Origin of the sequence: Mycobacteroides abscessus ATCC 19977 (assembly GCF_000069185.1) — a bacterium.
In the GTDB taxonomy this organism is placed as follows: Bacteria; Actinomycetota; Actinomycetes; order Mycobacteriales; family Mycobacteriaceae; genus Mycobacterium; species Mycobacterium abscessus.
The window spans coordinates 2,884,652-2,906,064 of record NC_010397.1 but is presented as its reverse complement, the minus strand read 5'-3'; the positions used below and the strand labels follow the sequence as shown (position 1 = coordinate 2,906,064).

Below are 21,413 nucleotides of genomic sequence, written 5' to 3'. Positions count from 1 at the left end.
TAAAGACGGGGTATGGTGAGACGGTAATGACGACATTATTGGCAGACCCCGTCGCGCAGGTTATCGCCACAGCCGAGGAGTTGCTCTCCAGGCGCGCGGGGGCGACGGTAACGCTCGCTGAACCGGAAGATCTCGGTGGCAGCGGCCCTGCGATCGTCATCCGGGTGCGCGCCGTCCAGAACCCGTTTGCGTTGCCGAAGTCCATGGTGATCAAGCAGGTCCCCGAGGGGGGATCCGATGCCGCCGTGCTTCGTGAAGTGGTGTCGTATCAGTTCGCAAATTCCTTGACGGCCAAGCATCGGCCCGGGCCCGAGCTGGTTGCCTACTCCATCGCCGACCGCCTCATCGTGCTCACTGATCTGGGTTCGGCGCCCACCATGTCAGAGCTGCTCGCGGAGCGCAATCACGCTGCGATAAACCACGCGTTGATGGCGTGGGCGCAGGCTCTCGGACGCATGCACGTCGCCACGGTGGGGCGCGAAGGAGACTTTGCTGCGCTGCTCCGGCGCCTGGACGTGAAGAAGACCGATGTGGACCCCTCGCAGCAGCGTCTCGGCGGAGCGGATTCGATCGCGCCGCTGCAGCAGATCCTGAGAAGTGAGTACTCCCTTGAGGTGCCGGCTGCGCTGATCACTCGCCTTCAGCAAACAGCTGACCTTTTCGGGAAGGGCGGTGTGCGGGCCTTCAGCCCTTCGGAGGTCGCTCCCGACAACATCCTGGTGACCGAACACGGTGTCCGGATCCTTGACTACGAATGGGGCGGTTTCCGCGACATCGTGCTGGACATCGCGCACGCGCTCACCGTTTACCCGGAGTTTCTGGGCGCTTCCGAACGTGAGGAAGTCGCCGAACTTGATGACGCGATGACCGAAGCCTGGCGATCCGATGTGGTCTCGATCGCCCCGGGGCTGGCCGACGACAACAACCTCGCGCGGCGCATTCTGGACGCGCGGTTGATGTGGGTGTGGCTGGCAACTCATGAATACTTCATGGTGGATGTCGACGCGGCCACCGCAGGCGAAGACGACGCGGCTGACGACGCGGCCGTCTTCGAGAACCCCGCACCTAGTCATTCCGCGCTTCTGGGCCGATGGGTGGCATTGCGGGCGGCCGCCGAACGTGTCGGCGACGATGTCGTGGCCGCACATGCCTCCGATGTGATCGGCGGTCTGCGTGGCGAGACCCTCAGGGACAGCTAACCGTTCGTCTGCCTCGTCACGGCGGTTCCTCGATGTGCGGTCGTCGAGCGGTGCGTGTCGGGGATTGCTGTTGTGCACCCGCGCACCCGCGCACCCGCGCACCCGCGCGGTCACGGTCACGGTCTCGTCACACGGGCGCGTCGTAACGCTGCGCGGCCTGGACGCATTCCTACGATCGCCGGGTGGCTGACCGTTATGGATCCGATGTCCTGTCCAATAACCCGCACGCCCCGCGGCGTCCGCGCTCGACGGAGGTCGCCGCGACCATTGGGACCGTGGTCGAGGACGCCCAGACGGGATTCGTGGGCGCCGTGGTGCGCATCGAATACGGACGGATGGACCTGGAGGACCGGCATGGCCGTGTGCGCGGGTTTCCGGTGGGCCCCGGCTATCTCATCGACGGTAAGCCGGTCATTCTCAAAGAACCGCTGCGGCACACACCCACCAAGGCGACCAGGAGCGCGTCGGGATCGGTTGCGGTACACGGGCTCAAGGCACGCACGGCATTGGCCAGCCGGATCTATGTGGAAGGCCGTCACGACGCCGAACTCGTCGAACAGGTGTGGGGCCACGACCTGCGTGTTGAAGGCGTCGTGGTGGAATACCTGGGCGGAGTCGACGACCTGGCGGCCATTGTCAAGGAGTTTCAGCCCGGCCCGGGCAGACGGCTCGGGGTGCTGGTCGATCACCTGGTGAAGGGATCGAAGGAATCACGGATCGCCGAGACGGTGCAGAAGGGGCCGTACGGTGCTCACACGCTGGTGGTGGGGCATCCGTTCGTCGATATCTGGCAGGCGGTCAAGCCTGAGCGCATCGGGCTGCACGCCTGGCCCACCGTGCCGCGCGACATCGAATGGAAGCACGGCATCTGCCAGGCGCTCGGCTGGCCGCACGGTAGCCAGACCGAGATCGCCGAGGCCTGGCGCAGAATCCGCGGCAAGGTACGCACTTGGACAGACCTGGAGCCCGCCCTGATCGGCCGCGTCGAGGAACTTATCGATTTCGTCACGCAGCCGGCGGGCTGAACCCGTCGGCCGGACGTGGTAAGCCTGAGACGTGTCAGACAGCCTGTTCGACGTGCCAGGGGGCGGATTCGACTCGTCCTCCGCGGACCCCGGGGTGCCGCCTAATGCGCCGCTTGCTGTCCGGATGCGCCCAGCGACACTTGATGAAGTGGTGGGACAGGGGCACCTGCTCAAACAGGGATCTCCGTTGCGCCGTCTGGTCGATGGCTCCGGGGCCGCCTCGGTCATCTTGTACGGACCTCCTGGCACCGGCAAAACCACTCTCGCATCGCTGATTTCAGGAGCTACCGGCCGCAGGTTCGAGGCGTTGTCGGCGCTGTCAGCCGGAGTCAAAGAGGTGCGGGCCGTCATAGAGAACTCCCGCACCGCCCTCGCTTATCACGGCCAGCAGACGGTGTTGTTCATCGACGAGGTGCACAGGTTCTCCAAGACCCAGCAGGACGCGCTGCTGGCCGCCGTCGAGAACCGGGTGGTGTTGTTGGTGGCCGCCACCACCGAGAACCCGTCCTTCTCCGTGGTGGCCCCGTTGCTTTCGCGTTCACTGATCTTGCAGCTGCAACCTTTGGCCGACAACGATATTCGTGAGGTGCTCACCCGGGCTATCGCCGATGAACGGGGGCTCGGCGGGGCCGTGGCCGTGGACCCGGAAGCGCTGAGCCTGCTGGTGCAGCTCGCCGCTGGTGACGCGCGGCGAGCGCTGACCGCCCTGGAGGTCGCCTTTGAAACAGCTGGAGGGGCGGGCTCCGTCATATCCGTGGAGGTGGTGGAGCAGTCGGTGGACCGCGCCGCGGTGCGTTACGACCGCGATGGTGACCAGCACTACGACGTGGTGAGCGCCTTCATCAAGTCGATCCGCGGTTCCGACGTGGATGCCGCGCTGCACTATCTGGCGCGCATGCTGACGGCGGGGGAGGACCCCCGCTTCGTCGCGCGGCGACTGATGATCCTGGCGAGCGAGGACGTCGGCATGGCCGATCCCACGGCGTTGCCGCTGGCCGTGGCGGCGGCCCAAACGGTGCAACTGATCGGGATGCCGGAGGCACAGCTGACCCTCACCCACGCAACGATCCACCTGGCGACCGCGCCGAAATCGGGAGCGGTCCCGGCCGCGTTGGGTGCGGCGATGGGCGATATTCGTGAGGGCAAGGCCGGGCTGGTTCCGCCGCATCTACGCGACGGGCACTACTCCGGGGCCGCCAAACTCGGCAATGCCGTCGGCTACGTCTATCCGCACAACGACCGTGACGGCGTGGTGGCGCAGCAGTATCCGCCGGACGAGTTGGTGGGGGCCGACTACTACCAGCCCACCGATCACGGCAACGAACGCGAGATCGGTTCGCGGCTGGAGAAGCTGCGGGCCATCGTGCGGCGCGGCCTGAAGCGCTGATCGAGCGTGCGGATGTGGTCGGTTATTGCTCACACATCGACACGAATCGCACTCTCGGCATACTGAAGACATGACGTTGCGTATGCGTTTGGCTGCGGGCGGACTACTCGCGTCGATGGCCGTGATGACAATGCCCGCCCTGGCCTGGGCAGACCCGGAGCCCGATCCGGGCCCCGGGCCGGTCTTCGAAGATCCCGGCCCGCCGCCGCCTCCGCCGGTCGACCCCTGGGTCGAGCAGTACGGGCGGGATGTGGGCGCCGGGGCCGCCGGTGACGCCGCCGCCGCGGGTGCCGGCATCGTCTTGGGCCCGTTTCTGGGGCCGTTTACAGGACTGGTCACCGCGCCCATCGGCGGCGCCGTGGACAGCTCGATCCGGGACGCACCGACCGGTCCTTAGCGGTGGCGCCGGCGGCTGAACAAACACCGCACGCGATCGCACTTGCTGCGATCACAATCGGTGCGTGTTCATCCGTGCCGAGCGTCTCATTTCGGTCGGCTCAGGGCGGTGTGACGGAGTAGATACTCACTGGCGTTACCGCCTGACCTTGGCGTATACCGGCGATAGGCGGACGCACCGGTAGGGTGGTCCGGTCAGATTCCCCAGCTACACCCAAGGACGACATGCAGACACACGAGATCCGGAAGCGATTCCTGGACCACTTCGTGAAGGCCGGTCACACCGAGGTGCCGAGTGCCTCGGTGATCCTCGACGACCCCAACTTGCTGTTCGTCAACGCCGGCATGGTGCAGTTCGTGCCGTTCTTCCTGGGGCAGCGGACCCCGCCGTACAACACGGCCACCAGCGTCCAGAAGTGCATCCGCACACCGGACATTGACGAGGTGGGCATCACCACCCGGCACAACACGTTCTTCCAGATGGCCGGGAACTTCTCCTTCGGCGACTACTTCAAGAGGGAAGCCATCCGGCTGGCCTGGACCCTGCTGACCAATCCGGTGTCCGAGGGTGGGTACGGATTCGACCCGGAGAAGTTGTGGGCCACCGTCTACCTGGATGACGACGAGGCCATCGGGCTGTGGCAGGAAGTTGCGGGCCTCCCGCTGGACCGGATTCAGCGTCGCGGCATGGCCGACAACTACTGGTCCATGGGTATCCCCGGACCGTGCGGCCCCTGTTCGGAGATCTACTACGACCGCGGCCCCGAGTACGGCATCGAGGGTGGCCCGGAGGCCAACGAGGATCGCTACATCGAGATCTGGAATCTCGTGTTCATGCAGAACGAGCGTGGTGAGGGCACCTCGAAGACGGACTTCGAGATCCTCGGCCCGCTGCCGCGCCAGAACATCGATACCGGTATGGGCGTCGAGCGCATCGCGTGTCTGCTGCAGGGTGTCGACAACGTCTACGAAACCGACCTGGTGCGGCCCGTCATCGACTGCGTGGCAGCGGTCGCCCCGCGCGGATATGGGCAGGGCAACCACGAGGATGACGTGCGCTACCGCGTCATCGGCGACCACGCCCGCACGGCGGCGATCATCATCGGTGACGGGGTCAGCCCCGGCAATGAAGGCCGCGGCTACGTGCTGCGCCGCCTGCTGCGCCGGATCATCCGCTCCACCAAGTTGCTTGGCGTCGAAAAGCCGATGATGGGCGAGCTGATGGCCGTAGTGCGTGACGAGATGGGCCCGTCGTACCCGGAGTTGGTCACCGACTTTGAACGGATCAGCCGAATCGCCGTCGCCGAGGAGACCGCGTTCAACCGCACCCTGGCCTCCGGTTCGAAGCTGTTCGAGGATGCCGCGGACAAGACGAAAACGGCAGGAAAAAGCACGCTTTCGGGTAGCGATGCGTTCACCTTGCACGACACCTACGGATTCCCCATCGAGCTCACCCTCGAAATGGCGGCCGAGGCCGGACTCTCGGTGGACGAGAAGGGCTTCCGGGAGCTGATGAACGAGCAGCGGCAGCGCGCCAAGGCCGATGCCGCAGCCCGCAAGCACGCTCACGCCGACCTGTCGGCATACCGGGAACTTGTTGATGCCGGACCCACGGAATTCACCGGATTTGACGAATTAGATTCGGCAGCAAGGATTTTGGGTATCTTCGTGGATGGCGCCCGGGTGCCCGTGGCGTCGGCGGGGTCCGAAGCCGAGATCGTGCTGGACCGCACTCCGCTGTACGCCGAATCGGGCGGTCAGATCGCCGATGTGGGTTCCATTCGCGGAGACGGTGCGAACGCGACCTCGCAGGCGAAGGTTTCCGACGTCCAGAAGATCGCCAAAACATTGTTCGTACACAAGGTCACGGTGGAATCCGGCGAGTTCGTCGAGGGTGACCAGGTGGTGGCTTCGGTGGATCCACACTGGCGTCACGGCGCCACCCAGGGCCACTCGGGTACCCACATGGTCCACGCGGCACTGCGGCAGGTGTTGGGCCCCAACGCTGTTCAGGCCGGATCGCTAAACCGGCCCGGATATCTGCGTTTCGACTTCAGTTGGCAGGGCGCGCTTTCGGAGGCGCAGCGGCAAGAGGTCGAGGACGTCGCCAACAAGGCGGTCGAGGCCAACTACCCGGTCAACACCTTTGTCACCGATCTGGACCAGGCCAAGTCGATGGGCGCCATGGCGCTCTTCGGCGAGAACTATGGCGACCGCGTGCGCGTCGTCGACATCGGTGGACCGTTCTCGCTGGAGCTCTGCGGTGGCACCCACGTGGCGCACTCCTCACAAATCGGGCCTGTCACGCTGCTGGGAGAATCCTCGGTGGGCTCCGGGGTCCGTCGCGTGGAGGCCTATGTCGGACTCGACGCGGTCCGGTACCTGTCCAAGGAACGCGCGCTGATGGCGGCGCTTTCGTCGAGTCTGAAGGTGCCTTCTGAAGAGGTGCCCGGCCGGGTCGCCACGCTGGTGGAGCGGCTCAAGGTAGCCGAAAAAGAGCTGGAGCAAACACGTTTGGCGTCGGTGAAGGCCTCCATCGCAACCTTGGTGGACAACGCCGAACGTATTGGCAGTGTCACGGTGGTGGCTCACCGCCTGCCAGATGGGACGGGTGCGGGCGATCTGCGCAGTCTGGTGGGCGACATCCGCGGTCGCCTGGGCAGTGATCCCGCTGTGGTGGCGTTGATCGCCGCTGGCGAGGGCTCGGTGCCCTTTGTGGTGTCGGTCAACCAGGCCGCTCAGGACGCCGGGCTGCGGGCCAACGACCTCGTGGGCGCTATCGGCCCCGCGGTGGACGGCCGTGGCGGCGGCAAGGCCGACACCGCGCAGGGGTCTGGCAAGGATCCGGCGGGCATCGACGCGGCACTGCAGGCGCTGCGTGCACAGATCCGCCGGGCCTGAGCCGAGTGCCCGATACCGCAGCCCCCACCCCGGATCGTCCTGGCCCCGACGACCCGGGGCGCGGCCGTCGGCTGGGCGTGGACGTGGGTACCGTCAGAATTGGTATCTCCTCGAGCGATCCTGACGGAATTCTCGCCACCCCGGTCGAGACAGTCTCGCGGGATGCTAAGGAAGACAGTGATTTTCGGCGTATCGCGGAGCTGGTCGAGGAGATGAGCGTGGTTGAGGTCGTGGTCGGCCTCCCGCGTAACCTGCGTGAGGGCACGGGATCGTCGGCGCGCGACGCGGCCGGATTCGCCCGTGAGCTGGGCGAACGGATAGCTCCGGTGCCGGTGCGGCTGGTGGACGAGCGTTTCACTACTACTACCGCCCAGCGTTCCCTGCGTGAGGCAGGAGTACGGTCTCGTCAGCAGCGCGGCATCATCGACCAGGCGGCGGCGGTGGCCATTCTGCAGGATTGGCTTGAGCAGCGGCGCCGGTGCGGCAGTGAAGGGGACACGCCTTGAGCGACTGGCGCGACTGGGACGATCGCCAGGAGCACGATGACGACTGGGGAGGCGGCCGCCGGGCCGTGCCGGTCGCCGTTGGGCCCCGTCCGCGAGAGACCCGCCGGGAGCGGGCGCGGCGCAGGGCGGCGGCGCGGCGCCGGCGGAACGCGGGAATCCTGGGACTTGCGGCGGTTGTCATCATCACGGTCGCGGCCGTCGTCGGTGGGGCCACGTTATGGGACAGCTTGTTCGGTGCCGACCGTCCCGTCACCGACTATTCAGGATCCGGCGTCAAGGACTTCGTGTTCGAGGTACACCGTGGGGACACCACCAAGGTGATCGGCCAGCGCCTCAAGGACGAGGGGGTGGTGGCGACCCCGAGTGCCTTCACCGACGCGGCGGCGGGCAATCAGGCCATCGCCGCGATCCAGCCCGGCTTCTACAAGCTGCGCACCAAGATCGCCGGCAAGGAGGCGGTCGCACGCCTCGCCGAGCAGGACAACCGAGTAGGTCTGCTGGTCATCCCCGAGGGGCGCCAGCTCGACGACGTCTCGGCGGTCTCCAATGGAGCGGTCACGGAGGGCATATTCACCCTGATCGCCCGTGCCTCTTGTGTGGATCTCGACGGGGACAAACATTGTGTGGCCGCCTCGGATCTGCGCCAGGCCGCCACGACGGCCTCTCAAGGCGAGCTGGACGTGCCGGACTGGGCATCCAACGGAGTCAACGCCGTGCGCGACGACCACCGCCGCATCGAAGGACTGATCGCCGCCGGACGCTGGGACTTTGACCCGATGGCGGAGCCGGAGCAGATCCTGGCGTCCTTGATCCGGGAAAGCAACGCCCAATATCAGCAACTCGGACTGTTGAGCTCCGATGCGGCCGGGCTGTCGCCCTATCAGGTGCTGGTGGTGGCGTCCTTGCTGCAGCGCGAGGCCAAGCCCCGGGATTTCGCGAAGGTGGCGCGGGTCGTCTACAACCGTCTTGCCAAACATCAGAAGCTCGAATTCGACTCCACCGTGAACTACCCGTTGGACCGGCAGGAAGTCGCGACCACCGACGAAGATCGTGAGCGTAAGACGCTGTGGAACACCTATGTGTCACAGGGCCTTCCGGGCACACCGATCAGCTCGCCCTCCCCGGAGGCGCTGCAGGCGGCCGAACGTCCGGAGTCGGGGGATTGGCTGTACTTCGTCACCATTGACGCCGAGGGGACCACGCTGTTCACCGCCGACTACAACGAGCACTTGGCGAATATCGAGCTCGCCAAGAAGAACGGCATCCTGGACAGTGCTCGCTGAGATTCGCCGCGCCGCGGTCCTGGGTTCACCGATCGGGCATTCGCGCTCACCGGATTTGCACGTGGCGGCCTACCGCGCGCTGGGCCTGACCGGGTGGACCTACGAACGAATCGAGTGCACGGCCGAGCAGCTGCCCGATGTGGTCGGCGGTGCCGGTCCTGAATGGGTGGGCTTCTCGGTAACCATGCCGGGCAAGTTCGCCGCATTGCGGTTCGCGTCGACTTCGACCGAGCGTGCGCGCTCGATCGGCGCCGCCAATACGCTGGTGCGCTCCGGTGATGGTTGGCATGCCGACAACACCGACGTCGACGGGGTTTCGGGGGCGTTGGCCGGCGCCGGCATCGACCCGGCGGGACAATCCGCGGTGATTGTGGGGGCCGGTGGAACCGCCCGCCCGGCGATCGTTGCGCTTGCCGCGATGGGCGTGCGCGCTCTCACGGTGGTGGCCCGTGACGCGGGCCGGGCACAGGGCGTACTCGAGCTTGCCGAGCACCTGGGCCTGCGTGCCTCGGTGCTCAGTTTTACGGACGCGGAGCTTTCTTCGGTGTGTCAGGCCGCGGGTGTGCTGGTCAGCACCGTGCCCGCGGAGGCCGCTGCTCCCTATGCGCGGTCATTGGCGGCGGCACCGGCGATTCTCGATGTCATCTACCATCCGTGGCCCACCACGCTGGCCGCCGCCGCGCAGCGCCGCGGGGCAGTGGTGGTCGGCGGGCTGGACATGTTGCTGAACCAGGCGTTTACCCAGGTGGAACTCTTCACCGGGCTGTCCGCTCCACGTGCTGCCATGGCCGCGGCCCTGCACTGATCACCCGGCTCCACCCTGCTCGCGGCATGGGGGCTTGCTTCTCACCTGGTCTTACGAAATTTGTGGGACTTTCGGTCCCATCAGCTCTTGCGTGGGATGTTGTGTCCCATTAAATTGGAGGGCAGTTGAGGAGGAAGCAATGCCGCTGTTCACCGTTCCCAAGTCGGGTGCATTCGATGCCGAGTACCTGCAGACGCTGCAGACGCTGTCGGAAGGGTCGGTGCGTCTGCACTTCGACCCGTTCGAGGACATCGATTGGGATTCCCCGGACTATCAGATCGACCGCAACGACCCCCGCTGGGTGCTGGATCCCGAGCTGGACACCCTGGGCGCCACCGAGTGGTACCGCAACCAGCCGCTGGAGCGCCAGATCGAGATCGGCCGCTGGCGTCAGGCCAACGCGGTCAAGGTTGGTCTCGCCTTCGAGAGCATCCTGATCCGCGGCATGATGCAGTACCTCATGAAGCTGCCCAACGGCTCCCCGGAGTTCCGTTACTGCCTCCACGAGATGACCGAGGAGTGCAACCACATCCAGATGTTCCAGGAGCTCGTCAACCGCATCGGCGATGACGTGCCCGGCATGCGCAAGTGGTTCCGCCGGGCCTCACCCTTCATCGGTGTACTGGGCGGATGGGCTCACGTGGTTCTCTTCATCGGCATTCTCGGTGGCGAGGAGCCCATCGATCATTATCAGAAGTCGTTGATCCGCAACGACATTGATCAGCCCCCGGCCGTCCGCAGGGTCATGCAGATCCACGTGGCCGAAGAGGCGCGGCACATCTCCTTTGCCGGCGAGTTCCTGCGCGTGCACGTGCCGCTGATGAGTAAGCGCAAAAAGGCCATCTGCACCGTGCTGTTCCCGCTGACCATGCGGTGGCTGGCCGGCGAGATCATGACGCCGCCGAGGTCTTTCGCCACCGAATTCGATATTCCACGTGAGGTTTTCAAGGAAGCCTTCTGGCGCAGTGAGCACGCACGGAACACGCTGTCCGGCTACTTCGGTGATATGCGCAAGCTCACCGAGGACATCGGGCTGCGTCCCTGGTGGGTGCGCCCGCTGTGGAAGCTGCTGCACATCGACGGCCGGCCCTCGCGGTACCGCAGCGAGCCCGACCGTTCGCACGCGGGCGCTCCGCTAGCGGTTGGCGCCTGACAGCTGGGCCAGCGCGGTCATGAGCTCGGTCGTCGGGTCAAGGGACACGCCGACCGAGCCCCCCGCTCCGTCCAGGACGTACCAGACGTAGTTCGCGAGATCCTCGACGATCTCCGTGCGAGTGCGGACCGGCTCGGCTTCTCGTAGCCACCGCGACAGGCTTCCCTCGACCATGGTTACCACCGCATAGGTGACCGATTCGAAGGGGCTGTAATCGATTCCGAGCATCTCGGTAATCGGGATCAGGACGCCGCGGACGCGCTGTTCCATGCGCACCTTGACCGTGCTGATCGCATCGACGGCGGGATCGTCGTCGGTGGCTCCGGAGCGCATGAATTCGTAGCGATGGGGGTAGTCGGTCATCCAATCCAGAACTGCCCGAATGGTTCTGGTGGCGATATCGATGATGGAACCGCTGTTGACGTCGAGCTGCGACGAGATGGTGGTATCGAAGTCTTCGAGCAGATACGAGCGGATCCGGCGGTCAAGATCCTCGCGTCCCTCGAACTGCCGATAGACCACCGACTTGGCCAGCCCGGCGCGTTTGGCGATCGACTGCACGGGAATCTCGGTGCCGGGCGCGGATTCGTCGAGCAGCGCGACGGCCGACTCCACGATCCGGGTCTGCCGCGCCGAGTTGTGCCTTTCCCAGCGTGCCTCGTGCCCGGTCAGTGAACGCTCTTGGGCATCGGTATCTGGCACCGGTTGAGTCTATCGAGCCCCATCGGGCTTCGATGCCACACAGAAGATCCGGCGGAATCCAAACGGCGTGATATCGCCGGAGCGCGGGTAGGCCCGGCGTAACAGTGCGCCGTACTCGGACTCGAACTCCGCGAATTCGTCGGCCGTGAGCGCCGAGATGACGGGCCGCAAACCGGTACCGTGCACCCACCGCAATACCGGGTCATCGCCGCCGAGCAGGTGCACATACGTAGTTTCCCAGGCGTCCGGAACCAGGCCGCTGGAAATCGCCAGGCGCGCATAATCTTCTGCCCCGTCGGTGCTGTCTGTTCCGCGCAGGACGCCGGCTAGGCGCGCTGCCCAGCGGGGCGATTCGGCGACCTGGCGCATCAATGCGTGCGAGGGGGCGCCAAAGTTGCCGGGAACCTGCAAGGCCAGCCATCCACCCGGATTGAGCTGGTGAGCCCAGGCGGAGATGAGGTCGCGGTGCTGCGGAAGCCATTGCAACGCGGCATTTGTGAACACCACGTCCACACCGTCGGCGCGGAAATCCGCGATATCGCCCTGCTCCAGGCGAACGTTGGCGGGCAGGTCCGCGGGGGCGGTGGCGAGTAGCTCGGCAGAAGAATCCAGACCAAGCACCGATGCGTTCGGCCAGCGCCGCGCCAGCTCGAGCGTCAGGACCCCACTGGCACAACCCAAGTCAACGACTGTACGCGGATCCACAGCCTGGACGCGGGCAAGAAGCTCGAAGAACGGCCGGCTGCGCTCATCACCGAAACGGCTGTACTCCTGCGGGCTCCACTGGGTTTTCGGTGTCCTGGTCACTGTTCCAAACCTAGCCCCGCGGAGTTAGATTCCCCACATGATTTATGGGGCGGGGGTGGCGGTGCTGTGCTGGATGACGGCACTGTCCTATTTCGACATCAGATACCGCCGGTTGCCGAACTGGCTGACGCTGCCCGCCGCGGTGGTGATCATCACGGTGGGCCTGTGGGGGCGCGGGCCCTCGATATGGGCGGGAGCGGCGGCTCTGACGGCGCTGTATCTGGCCGCCCACCTGCTGTCACCGCGCGCGATGGGTGCCGGAGACGTCAAGCTTGCGGTCAGCACCGGGGGCTTGGCGGGGGCGTTCGGGCTGGACGCGTGGTTCCTGGCGGCGATCGGTGCACCGCTGGTGACGGGGCTGACCGGCCTGGTGCTCCTGGGATTGGGACGCCGGGGAGCGACGGTTCCGCACGGGCCGTCGATGTGCCTGGCTACGGCGGTGGCGGCCGGGCTGGGCGCCACGACACCGGGTATCTGACAAAGAAGCATCCACTGCGCCGATCGATTTGGAGGACCGACCTGCCCGCATGGGACAATGGAAGACGTGTTGCGCTGGATCACGGCAGGTGAATCGCACGGACGCGCGCTGGTCGCGGTCTTGGAAGGCATGGTCGCTGGTGTCGAACTGACATCGGAGGACATCGGCAGGCAGCTGGCACGCCGCCGCCTGGGCTACGGCCGCGGTGCCCGGATGGCCTTCGAGGCCGACCAGGTCACCATGCTCGGAGGTGTGCGCCACGGTCTGACGTTGGGCGGCCCGGTGGCGATCGAGGTCGGCAACACCGAGTGGCCCAAGTGGGAGACCGTGATGTCTCCGGACCCGGTTGACCCCGCCGAGCTGCAGAACATCGCACGCAATGCGCCGTTGACCAGGCCCCGTCCCGGGCATGCCGACTACGCGGGCATGCTCAAGTACGGGTTTGACGACGCCCGCCCGGTGCTGGAACGCGCCAGTGCGCGCGAGACCGCGGCCCGTGTGGCGGTGGGCACCCTTGCCAAGGCCTTCCTCAAGCAGGCTCTGGGCGTCGATGTCATCTCGCACGTCATTTCCATTGGTGACTCCGACCCGTATGAGGGGCCGGTGCCCGATGCGGCGGATCTGGCTGCCATCGACGCCAGCCCCGTGCGCGCTTTCGACGCGCAGGCCGAGTCTTCGATGATCAGCGAGATCGAGGCCGCCAAGAAGGACGGCGACACCCTCGGCGGTGTGGTGGAGGTCGTGGTTGCCGGACTGCCCGTCGGCCTGGGCTCGTTCATCAGCGGGCAGGACCGGCTGGACAGCCAGCTCGCCGCCGCCATCATGGGCATTCAGGCCATCAAGGGTGTCGAGATCGGCGATGGATTCACCACGGCGCGCCGCCGGGGCAGCGCGGCGCACGACGAGATCTACCCCGGACCCGACGGCATCCTGCGTTCCACAAACCGCGCCGGTGGCCTGGAAGGCGGTATGACCAACGGCCAGCCGCTGCGGGTGCGTGCGGCCATGAAGCCCATCTCCACCGTCCCACGGGCGTTGGCGACCGTGGACATGTCCACGGGCGATGAGGCGGTCGCGATCCACCAGCGTTCGGACGTGTGCGCGGTTCCGGCCGCCGGCGTGGTCGCCGAGGCCATGGTCGCGCTGGTGGTGGCCCGCGCCGCCCTGGAGAAGTTCGGCGGTGACTCCCTGTCCGAGACCAAGACCAATGTCGCTGCGTACCTTGATGCTGTGGCGCAGCGGGAGCCGCGCCAAGAATCTTCTGATGAGCAGCCTGCGCGAAGAGCGGCTAACACAGCGGGATGAGCCCCAAAGCCGTTCTCGTCGGACTGCCCGGATCGGGTAAGTCCACCATTGGCCGTCGGCTGGCAAAAGCATTGGGCGTCAATGTTTATGACACCGATACCGGTATCGAAACCGAGGCCGGGCGCACCATCGCGCAGATCTTCGCCAACGATGGGGAGCCGGAGTTCCGGCGCATCGAGGAGTCAGTGATTCGGCAGGCGCTCGACCAGCAGGACGGGGTCGTGTCGTTGGGCGGTGGCGCCGTACTGACCCCTGGCGTACGTGAGGCACTCGCCGGGCACACCGTGGTGTATTTGGAAATCAGTGCCGCAGAGGGCATTCGGCGCACCGGTGGCAGCGTGGTACGCCCACTTCTGGCGGGACCGGACCGCGCCGAAAAGTACCACGCCCTGATGTCGCAGCGGGTGCCGCTGTACCGGGAAGTCGCCACCATCAAGGTCAACACCGACAGGAGAAATCCGGGTGCGGTGGTGCGAATGATTGTGTCCCGGTTGGAGAACCCCGAGGGCAGCGCGGGCTCGGCCTCGTCACGGCGGCGTCGCCCGCGCCGGCGCCCCCGTTCGCGGCGGCGTAGCGCAGGCGCTGCGGCGGTAACCCAAACCAATACCTCCGGAACCGAAACCAGGGAGAGAGCCGACAATGACTAGCGCCAACCCGACGACGATCACCGTCGAGGTGAACCCGCCTTACCCGGTCATCGTGGGGACGGGTCTGCTGGGTGAGTTGGTGGATAATCTGAAGGGCTCGCAGGGGCTAGCCAAGGTGGCGATCCTGCACCAGCCGACCCTGGCGGTCACCGCCGAGGAAATTCGCAAGACGCTGGCCGACAGCGGCATCGATGCGCATCGCGTCGAGATCCCCGATGCGGAGGCGGGCAAGGACTTGGCCGTCCTCGGTTTCATCTGGGAAGTGTTGGGCCGCATCGGAATCGGACGCAAGGACGCCGTGGTGAGCCTCGGGGGAGGGGCGGCAACCGACACGGCGGGATTCGCCGCCGCCACGTGGCTGCGCGGGATCAAGGTGGTGCACGTGCCCACCACGCTGCTGGCCATGGTCGATGCCGCGGTCGGCGGAAAGACCGGTATCAACACCGAGGCCGGCAAGAATCTCGTCGGCGCATTTCATCAGCCGGGTGCCGTACTGGTTGACTTGGCGACCCTCGAGTCATTGCCGCGTAACGAGATCATCGCGGGCATGGCCGAAGTGGTGAAGGCCGGTTTCATCGCAGATCCGGTGATCCTCGACCTCATCGAGGCCGACCCGGAGACGGCGATCGACCCGTCCAAGCCCGTGCTGCGCGAACTCGTCGAACGCTCCATCGCGGTCAAGGCCACGGTGGTGGCGGCCGACGAGAAGGAAGCCGAGCTGCGCGAAATCCTCAACTATGGCCACACGCTCGGCCATGCCATCGAGCGCCGTGAGCGGTACCGCTGGCGTCACGGCGCCGCGGTCTCGGTGGGGCTGGTGTTCGCCGCCGAACTGGGCCGCTTGGCGGGCCGCCTGGACGATGAAACCGCCGATCGTCATGCTCGGGTGCTCTCGGCGCTGGGGCTGCCGGTCAGCTACGACGCCGATGCGCTGGGCCAGCTCGTCGAATATATGCAGGGCGACAAGAAGACCCGCTCGGGCATACTGCGTTTCGTGGTGCTTGACGGATTGGCCAAGCCGGGACGTTTGGAAGGTCCGGATCCGTCGCTGCTGGCAGCCGCCTATTCGGTGGTGGCGGGCGAGGCGCGCGGCGAAGGAGTCCTGCTATGACGATTCAGGTTCTCAATGGACCCAATCTGGGGCGTCTGGGTAAACGAGAGGCCGCCGTCTACGGCAGCGTCACCTACGCCGAGCTGGTATCGCTCATCGAGGCGGAGGCCGCGGTGCTGGGTGTTGACGTCCAGGTGCGCCAAAGCGATAGCGAGGCCGAACTGCTCGGCTGGGTGCATGATGCCGCCGATGCTAAGGATCCCGTCATCCTCAACGCCGGTGCGTTCACCCATACGTCGGTGGCGCTACGGGACGCGTGCGCCGAACTGAGCGCGGGACTGATAGAGGTGCATATCTCGAATGTGCATGCGCGCGAAGAGTTCCGACACCACTCATACCTCAGTGCGTTGGCCACCGGCGTCATCGTCGGGCTCGGTGTCCAGGGCTATCTACTGGCCCTGCGCTACTTCGTGGCGTCTGCCTCTTCCTGAACCGCCTGGAACACGTCGGTATCGGACTGCTGCAGCGCGGCGTGTTCCTTGTGCTTGCGGTCCACCAGTAGCCGGCCCGCGAAGACACCGGCCATGGCCGGCACAAAGACCAGCAGTGCGACGAACGCCGCGGTGGTGGTGAGCTCGGCAAGGATGCTCGCGGCGTAAATCCCGTCGTTGAACAGACTGATCAGCCAGATCACCAGGCCGCTGACGACACCGGCGAAGATTCCGCCCAACAGCCACCACATGGCCAGATCCTCGCGGCGATCCGGATCGGGGTTACGCTGCGCATCGCCGCGCCCGTCGGCAACGGCCCACGCCGTGACCGCTGCCAGGAACACCAGGACCAGCACGATGTTAATGGCGGTGCCGTGGGTCTCCCAGAGGCTGATGGCCAATCCCTGCACCACGCGCACCAGCACCATAAGGACCGCGAAGACGGCGCCCCGGGTAAGCCATTGGGTTGTGAGAGCACGTGTGGCCGACGAGCCGCTTGCGCGAAGAGGGGCAGACTGAGCCTCGGGCATGGGGTCAGCGTATCGCGGTAGCGTCGACACCTGTGAAGAGTGATGAGCCGCGTGCGCGAAGAACATCGGGTTCGGTCCTCAGCCATATCGACCGCAGGCAACGGCTTCGCGAGGTGCTGCGCGCCGAGGATCTTGATGCGCTCCTGGTCACCGATCTGATCAATATTCGCTACCTGACGGGTTTCACCGGCTCGGCCGCCGCGCTGTGGGTGGCGGCCGGGGACGGGCCGGAGGAAAAGGCCACCGTGCTGTGCACCGACGGCAGGTACCGGACCCAGGCCGCCGCGCAGGTTCCTGACCTGCGCGCCCTGATCGACCGCCGATACGGTGCGGCTCTGGTGGCACACGCCCCTGCCGGACGCGCGGGCTTCGAAAGTCACGTCGTGACCGTCGACGGATTCGACAAATTGGCCGAAGCCGCAACCGATGTCGAGTTGGTGCGGGCGCCGAACCGGATCGAGAAACTGCGGGAAGTCAAGGACGATTCCGAGGTCCTGCTTCTTGAAAGAGCTTGTGCGGCAGCAGATACCGCGCTGGCTGCGCTGATCGAGACCGGAGGGATCCGCCCCGGGCGCACCGAACGTGAGGTGGCGCGGGACCTGGAAAACCTCATGGCGGAGCATGGCGCGGACGGCCCGTCCTTCGAGACCATCGTGGCCGCCGGGCCGAACTCGGCAATACCGCATCACCGGCCCACCGGCGCGATGCTGGCTGCCGGGGACTTCGTGAAGATCGACTTCGGCGCGCTGGTCGCCGGATACCACTCCGACATGACCAGAACCCTGGTGCTGGGCTCGGCAGCGCCCTGGCAGCAGGAGATCCATGAGCTGGTACTGACCGCACAGGCGGCCGGGCGCGCGGCGCTGGCGCCGGGGGCATCGCTGAAGAATGTCGACGCGGCCGCCCGCGATGTGATCACCGCCGCCGGATACGGAGAGAACTTCGGTCACGGCCTTGGTCATGGCGTGGGTTTGCAGATCCACGAAGCACCGGGCATCGGATCGACAGCCACCGGTACACTGCTTGCTGGCTCGGCGGTGACAGTCGAGCCCGGGGTCTACCTGCCCGACCGGGGCGGAGTCCGGATCGAGGACACGCTCGTGGTGCGGCCCGACGGGCCGGAGCTGTTGACCCGGTTCCCCAAGGAACTCATCGTTATCGACTGAGCAGTGACAAGAGGAGACTGAACACGTGGCTTCAACCGCCGATTTCAAGAACGGCCTGGTGCTCAACATCGATGGTCAGCTGTGGCAGATCACCGAGTTCCAGCACGTGAAGCCCGGTAAGGGACCGGCCTTCGTGCGCACGAAGCTCAAGAACGTGCTCTCGGGCAAGGTCGTCGACAAGACCTTCAACGCCGGAGTCAAGGTCGAGACCGCGACCGTCGACCGCCGCGACACCACCTACCTGTACCGCGATGGCGATTCGTTCGTGTTCATGGACAGCCAGGACTACGAGCAGCACCATCTGTCCCCGGAGCTCGTCGGCGACGCCCATCGCTTCCTGTTGGAGGGCATGACCGTGCAGGTCGCCTTCAACGAGGGTGCCGCGCTGTACATCGAGCTTCCGGTCTCGGTTGAGCTGGAAGTCACCCATACCGAACCGGGCCTGCAGGGTGATCGCTCCAGCGCGGGCACCAAGCCCGCCACGGTGGAGACCGGTGCCGAGATTCAGGTGCCGCTGTTCATCAACACCGGTGACCGGCTGAAGGTGGATACGCGCGACGCCAGCTACCTCGGCCGTGTGAATGGCTGATATCGGTTCTCATTCGGCCCGGGCCGGCGATGAGCCGCCGGGGCGAAGAGTGTCTGGATCGGCCAAGGGGGGACGTCGCAAGGCCCGCAAGCGGGCCGTGGACCTGCTGTTCGAGGCCGAGGCGCGCGAGATGACGGCCGCCGGGGTGGCCGACGAGCGTCGTGCGCTGGCGGCCTCGAAACCAGACATCGACCCGCTGAACCCGTACACGGTGTCCGTCGCGCACGGCGTCACCGAGCATGCCGCGCACATCGACGAGCTGATTTCCTCGCACCTCCAGGGCTGGACGCTGGCCCGGTTGCCTGCGGTCGACCGTGCGATCCTGCGGGTCGCGGTGTGGGAGCTGTTGCACGCCCAGGATGTCCCCGAGGTGGTGGCGGTGGACGAGGCGGTCGAGCTGGCCAAGCAGCTCTCCACCGATGAATCGCCGGCGTTCGTCAATGGGGTACTGGGCCAGCTGATGCTGGTGACTCCGCACATCCGCGGCAGCTCGGCGCCCAGTTCGACCGACTAGTTCACGCGAGCTGTATTTCGAATACCGGGATCACGCGGTCGGTCGCCGCCTCGTATTCGGCGAACCCCGGAGCGCGCTGTTTCACGATTTCGAACACGCGATCACGCTCGGCGCGGGGAAGTTCCACGGCGATGGCACTCGCTTTGGGATTGGCACCGATCTCGACTTCGACATGCGGGTTGGCGCGCAGATTTGCGACCCAGGCGGGGTTCGTCGGTCTGCCCGCCGAGGAGCCGACGATATAGGCCTTGCCATCGATATCGAAGTAGGCCAATGGGTTAACGCGTTCGGCCCCCGACTTGGCCCCGATGCTTGTCAGGAGCATCAGCGGAAACCCCTCGAACTGGCCGCCCACCTTGCCGCCGTTGGCGCGAAACTCGGCGATGTTGGCCTCATTGAATGATTGCTCGGTACCTGACGGTTCGCTCATAGTCATCTCGATTCGTTGGATTGACTGGGTGCATCTATGTCAATGGCATTGACATAGATGGGTATTCCTGGCACCGTGAAAGCATGACCGAGAACTTGCAAGATATGTTCGAATCCTCCTATCGCGGTGAGGCGCCCGAGCAGCTCGCCGCTCGGCCACCGTGGAGCATCGGGCAGCCGCAGCCTGAAATCCTGAAGCTCATCGAGCAAGGCAAGGTGCATGGTGACGTGCTCGATGCCGGCTGTGGGGAAGCCGCCACCGCTCTGTATCTCGCCGAGCGGGGACATACCGCTGTCGGCCTCGATGCGGCACCGACGGCAATCCAGCTGGCCAAGGGTTACGCGGCCGAACGGGGTCTGACGAACGTCACCTTCGACGTCGCCGACATCTCGAACTTCACCGGATACGACGGGCGCTTCGGCACGATCATTGATTCCACGCTGTTCCATTCGATGCCAGTGGAGCTGCGGGAGGGGTACCAGCAGTCGATCGTCCGTGCGGCGGCACCGGGCGCCAATTACATCGTGCTGGTCTTCGACAAGGCGGCCTTCCCGCCCGATATCGACGGACCGCACCCGGTCAGCGAGCCCGAGCTGCGTGAGATCGTGTCCAAATATTGGACCGTCGACGACATCAGTCCTGCCCGCCTGTATGCCAACGGTGACGGTTTCCAGGACGGCGGCGCGCAGCGTTTCGCAGAATTCCGTGAGGAATCCAACGGTTGGGTCTCGATGGCGGGCTGGTTGCTCCAGGCGCACCGGGACTGACGCGCGGCGGTCACAGCGCTGCGTACACCGCCTGTCCGAATTGGACGTGTAGCAGCTGCAGCCTGATCGTCGACGTGCGGGCCAGGGCGGCCTTCGGGTCCAGCTCGGGCATGCGCCATTGCGGCAGGAACATGAGGATCGCATCGGCCTTCGGGTCGGCGTGCCACCAGGTGCCGAAAGCTCCTGGCCAGCCGAAGGTGCCCGTGCCGCCAGGCCCGAACAGCGCGGCCTCGTTGGGATCCATGACGACCGACAAGCCGAGGCCGAAGCCGCGTCCGGTCCAGTAGGGAATCCCGAACGACGGAAGCCGACGCTGAGCAGGGGTGAGCCTGTTGGTGCGCAGCGCCTGGGTCGACTCGGGGGACAGGATGCGCACCCCGTCGGCCTGGCCGCCGCCTAGCAGCGCGCGTGCGAAGGTGAGGTAGTCGTGCGCGGTGCTGGCCAGAGCGCCGCCGCCGCGGCACAGCGCGGGTGCTGAGGTGGGCATCGCGGTGAGGTAACCGCTGTCGGCTGCCACGATCGTGTCGTCATCGCCCAGGCCGTACAGGCGTGCCAGGCGTGCCGCCTTGTGCTCGGGAACGAAGAAATCGGTGTCATTCATGCCGAGTGGATCCAGGATCCGTTGACGCAAGAGCGTGTTCAGCGGCAAACCGGCCGCACGGGCGATGAGCAAGCCCAACACATCGGTGGAATGGCTGTAGTGGAAGCGCTCGCCGGGTGGGTACACCAGTGGTAGCGCAGCGATCGCCGCCAGCCACTCATCGGGCTCGCGGAACGCCGCGGTGTGCAGAGGGTGATAGGCCTTGGCAATCGGGCCGGTGGAAATGAAGTCGTAGGTCAGCCCGCTGCGGTGGGTCAGCAGGTCCTCCACTGTGATGAGCCGCGGCGCCCGGAATGTGTCATCCAGTGGGCCCTCCGGGTTCTTGAGCACCCGCATGTCGCTGAACTCCGGTAGCCAGGTGGTGATCGGGTCGCTCAGGCGAATCGTGCCGTCGTCGACCAGATTCATGGTGGCGGCGCTGATGATGGGTTTTGTCATGGAGGCGATGCGGAAAATGGTGTTCTCGGCCATCGAGAGTCCCGCGTCGATATCGCGATAGCCGGTGGCGCCCAGATGTCTGAGCTGTCCGCCCTGCCACACCAGGGTCACCGCCCCGGCCAAGATGCGGTCGTCGATCGCGGCGCGGATCGGGGCGAGGGCGGCATCGAAGGTGGAATCGGGTTCGGCCATCTCTCCATACTGTCAGCGGAGGCTGGCGGGTGCCCGGATGCTAAGCTCCC

At 65.9% G+C, this 21,413-nt stretch carries 23 protein-coding genes; 18 read left to right on the top strand and 5 right to left on the bottom strand.

Annotated features, from left to right (window positions below):
• Positions 1-26 precede the first annotated feature (26 nt).
• The 9 genes from MAB_RS14480 (at position 27) to MAB_RS14440 (ending at position 10,655) form a co-directional block, all read left to right on the top strand.
• Positions 27-1,199 (top strand): kae1-associated kinase, encoded by a 1,173-nt coding sequence (locus tag MAB_RS14480; protein ID WP_005093587.1) that lies wholly within the window; start codon positions 27-29, stop codon positions 1,197-1,199.
• Between the two features lie 182 nt (positions 1,200-1,381).
• On the top strand, positions 1,382-2,224 hold the full coding sequence (locus MAB_RS14475; RefSeq protein ID WP_005057615.1) for a DUF3097 domain-containing protein: 843 nt from the start codon (positions 1,382-1,384) through the stop codon (positions 2,222-2,224).
• Positions 2,225-2,255: 31 nt separating this feature from the next.
• The gene (locus tag MAB_RS14470) at positions 2,256-3,611 is read left to right on the top strand and encodes a replication-associated recombination protein A (protein ID WP_005122769.1); all 1,356 of its coding nucleotides are present in this window, start codon (positions 2,256-2,258) and stop codon (positions 3,609-3,611) included.
• 70 nt (positions 3,612-3,681) lie between these two features.
• Positions 3,682-4,008, top strand: coding sequence for a hypothetical protein (locus MAB_RS14465; RefSeq protein ID WP_005082368.1), 327 nt, complete (start codon positions 3,682-3,684; stop codon positions 4,006-4,008).
• Positions 4,009-4,232: 224 nt separating this feature from the next.
• Entirely contained in the window at positions 4,233-6,908 is a 2,676-nt protein-coding gene (gene alaS, locus MAB_RS14460) for an alanine--tRNA ligase (RefSeq protein WP_005093585.1), read from the top strand.
• Between the two features lie 5 nt (positions 6,909-6,913).
• Positions 6,914-7,414 carry a Holliday junction resolvase RuvX gene (gene ruvX, locus MAB_RS14455; RefSeq protein ID WP_005057628.1) on the top strand — a complete coding sequence of 167 codons (501 nt, stop codon included), beginning with the start codon at positions 6,914-6,916 and terminating at the stop codon, positions 7,412-7,414.
• Positions 7,411-8,697, top strand: coding sequence for an endolytic transglycosylase MltG (mltG, locus tag MAB_RS14450; RefSeq protein WP_005115286.1), 1,287 nt, complete (start codon positions 7,411-7,413; stop codon positions 8,695-8,697). The genes ruvX and mltG overlap by 4 nt, the downstream gene beginning before the upstream one ends.
• Positions 8,687-9,502, top strand: coding sequence for a shikimate dehydrogenase (locus MAB_RS14445; protein ID WP_005114425.1), 816 nt, complete (start codon positions 8,687-8,689; stop codon positions 9,500-9,502). The genes mltG and MAB_RS14445 overlap by 11 nt, the downstream gene beginning before the upstream one ends.
• A gap of 139 nt (positions 9,503-9,641) precedes the next feature.
• Positions 9,642-10,655: an AurF N-oxygenase family protein gene (locus tag MAB_RS14440; protein ID WP_005057639.1), complete on the top strand. Its 1,014-nt coding sequence runs from the start codon at positions 9,642-9,644 to the stop codon at positions 10,653-10,655.
• On the opposite strand, the gene MAB_RS14435 is transcribed toward MAB_RS14440, so the two are convergent.
• Positions 10,638-11,357: a TetR/AcrR family transcriptional regulator gene (locus MAB_RS14435; RefSeq protein WP_005093581.1), complete on the bottom strand. Its 720-nt coding sequence runs from the start codon at positions 11,355-11,357 to the stop codon at positions 10,638-10,640. The genes MAB_RS14440 and MAB_RS14435 overlap by 18 nt on opposite strands.
• Before the next feature lie 9 nt (positions 11,358-11,366).
• The gene (locus MAB_RS14430) at positions 11,367-12,164 is read right to left on the bottom strand and encodes a methyltransferase domain-containing protein (RefSeq protein ID WP_005111376.1); all 798 of its coding nucleotides are present in this window, start codon (positions 12,162-12,164) and stop codon (positions 11,367-11,369) included.
• A gap of 37 nt (positions 12,165-12,201) precedes the next feature.
• Between MAB_RS14430 and MAB_RS14425 the strand changes: the two genes are divergently transcribed.
• From MAB_RS14425 to aroQ, 5 genes are all read left to right on the top strand, one after another.
• On the top strand, positions 12,202-12,642 hold the full coding sequence (locus tag MAB_RS14425; protein WP_005111373.1) for an A24 family peptidase: 441 nt from the start codon (positions 12,202-12,204) through the stop codon (positions 12,640-12,642).
• A gap of 66 nt (positions 12,643-12,708) precedes the next feature.
• Entirely contained in the window at positions 12,709-13,947 is a 1,239-nt protein-coding gene (gene aroC, locus MAB_RS14420) for a chorismate synthase (RefSeq protein ID WP_005093578.1), read from the top strand.
• On the top strand, positions 13,944-14,594 hold the full coding sequence (locus MAB_RS14415) for a shikimate kinase (protein ID WP_005111371.1): 651 nt from the start codon (positions 13,944-13,946) through the stop codon (positions 14,592-14,594). The genes aroC and MAB_RS14415 overlap by 4 nt, the downstream gene beginning before the upstream one ends.
• Positions 14,587-15,705 (top strand): 3-dehydroquinate synthase, encoded by a 1,119-nt coding sequence (aroB, locus tag MAB_RS14410; protein ID WP_005082357.1) that lies wholly within the window; start codon positions 14,587-14,589, stop codon positions 15,703-15,705. Before MAB_RS14415 ends, aroB begins: the two co-directional genes overlap by 8 nt.
• Positions 15,702-16,136 carry a type II 3-dehydroquinate dehydratase gene (aroQ, locus tag MAB_RS14405; protein WP_005057656.1) on the top strand — a complete coding sequence of 145 codons (435 nt, stop codon included), beginning with the start codon at positions 15,702-15,704 and terminating at the stop codon, positions 16,134-16,136. The genes aroB and aroQ overlap by 4 nt, the downstream gene beginning before the upstream one ends.
• Here the strand turns inward: aroQ and MAB_RS14400 are convergent.
• Positions 16,109-16,666 carry a B-4DMT family transporter gene (locus tag MAB_RS14400; protein WP_012296602.1) on the bottom strand — a complete coding sequence of 186 codons (558 nt, stop codon included), beginning with the start codon at positions 16,664-16,666 and terminating at the stop codon, positions 16,109-16,111. The two genes, aroQ and MAB_RS14400, sit on opposite strands and share 28 nt — an antisense overlap.
• Before the next feature lie 32 nt (positions 16,667-16,698).
• Here MAB_RS14400 and MAB_RS14395 point away from each other — a divergent pair, with 32 nt between their 5' ends.
• The 3 genes from MAB_RS14395 to nusB are packed head-to-tail and all read left to right on the top strand — an operon-like array spanning position 16,699 to position 18,935.
• Positions 16,699-17,832, top strand: coding sequence for a M24 family metallopeptidase (locus tag MAB_RS14395; RefSeq protein WP_005082355.1), 1,134 nt, complete (start codon positions 16,699-16,701; stop codon positions 17,830-17,832).
• Positions 17,833-17,857: 25 nt separating this feature from the next.
• Positions 17,858-18,421, top strand: coding sequence for an elongation factor P (efp, locus tag MAB_RS14390; RefSeq protein ID WP_005076127.1), 564 nt, complete (start codon positions 17,858-17,860; stop codon positions 18,419-18,421).
• On the top strand, positions 18,414-18,935 hold the full coding sequence (gene nusB, locus MAB_RS14385; RefSeq protein WP_005111369.1) for a transcription antitermination factor NusB: 522 nt from the start codon (positions 18,414-18,416) through the stop codon (positions 18,933-18,935). The genes efp and nusB overlap by 8 nt, the downstream gene beginning before the upstream one ends.
• A 1-nt stretch (position 18,936) precedes the next feature.
• Here nusB and MAB_RS14380 read toward each other — a convergent pair whose 3' ends face one another.
• Positions 18,937-19,365, bottom strand: coding sequence for a nitroreductase family deazaflavin-dependent oxidoreductase (locus tag MAB_RS14380; protein WP_005082353.1), 429 nt, complete (start codon positions 19,363-19,365; stop codon positions 18,937-18,939).
• Between the two features lie 83 nt (positions 19,366-19,448).
• Between MAB_RS14380 and MAB_RS14375 the strand changes: the two genes are divergently transcribed.
• Positions 19,449-20,132, top strand: a complete 684-nt coding sequence (locus tag MAB_RS14375) for a class I SAM-dependent methyltransferase (RefSeq protein WP_005082352.1) — start codon at positions 19,449-19,451, stop codon at positions 20,130-20,132.
• Between the two features lie 10 nt (positions 20,133-20,142).
• Here MAB_RS14375 and MAB_RS14370 read toward each other — a convergent pair whose 3' ends face one another.
• Positions 20,143-21,363: a serine hydrolase domain-containing protein gene (locus tag MAB_RS14370; RefSeq protein ID WP_005082351.1), complete on the bottom strand. Its 1,221-nt coding sequence runs from the start codon at positions 21,361-21,363 to the stop codon at positions 20,143-20,145.
• Between the last annotated feature and the right edge of the window lie 50 nt (positions 21,364-21,413).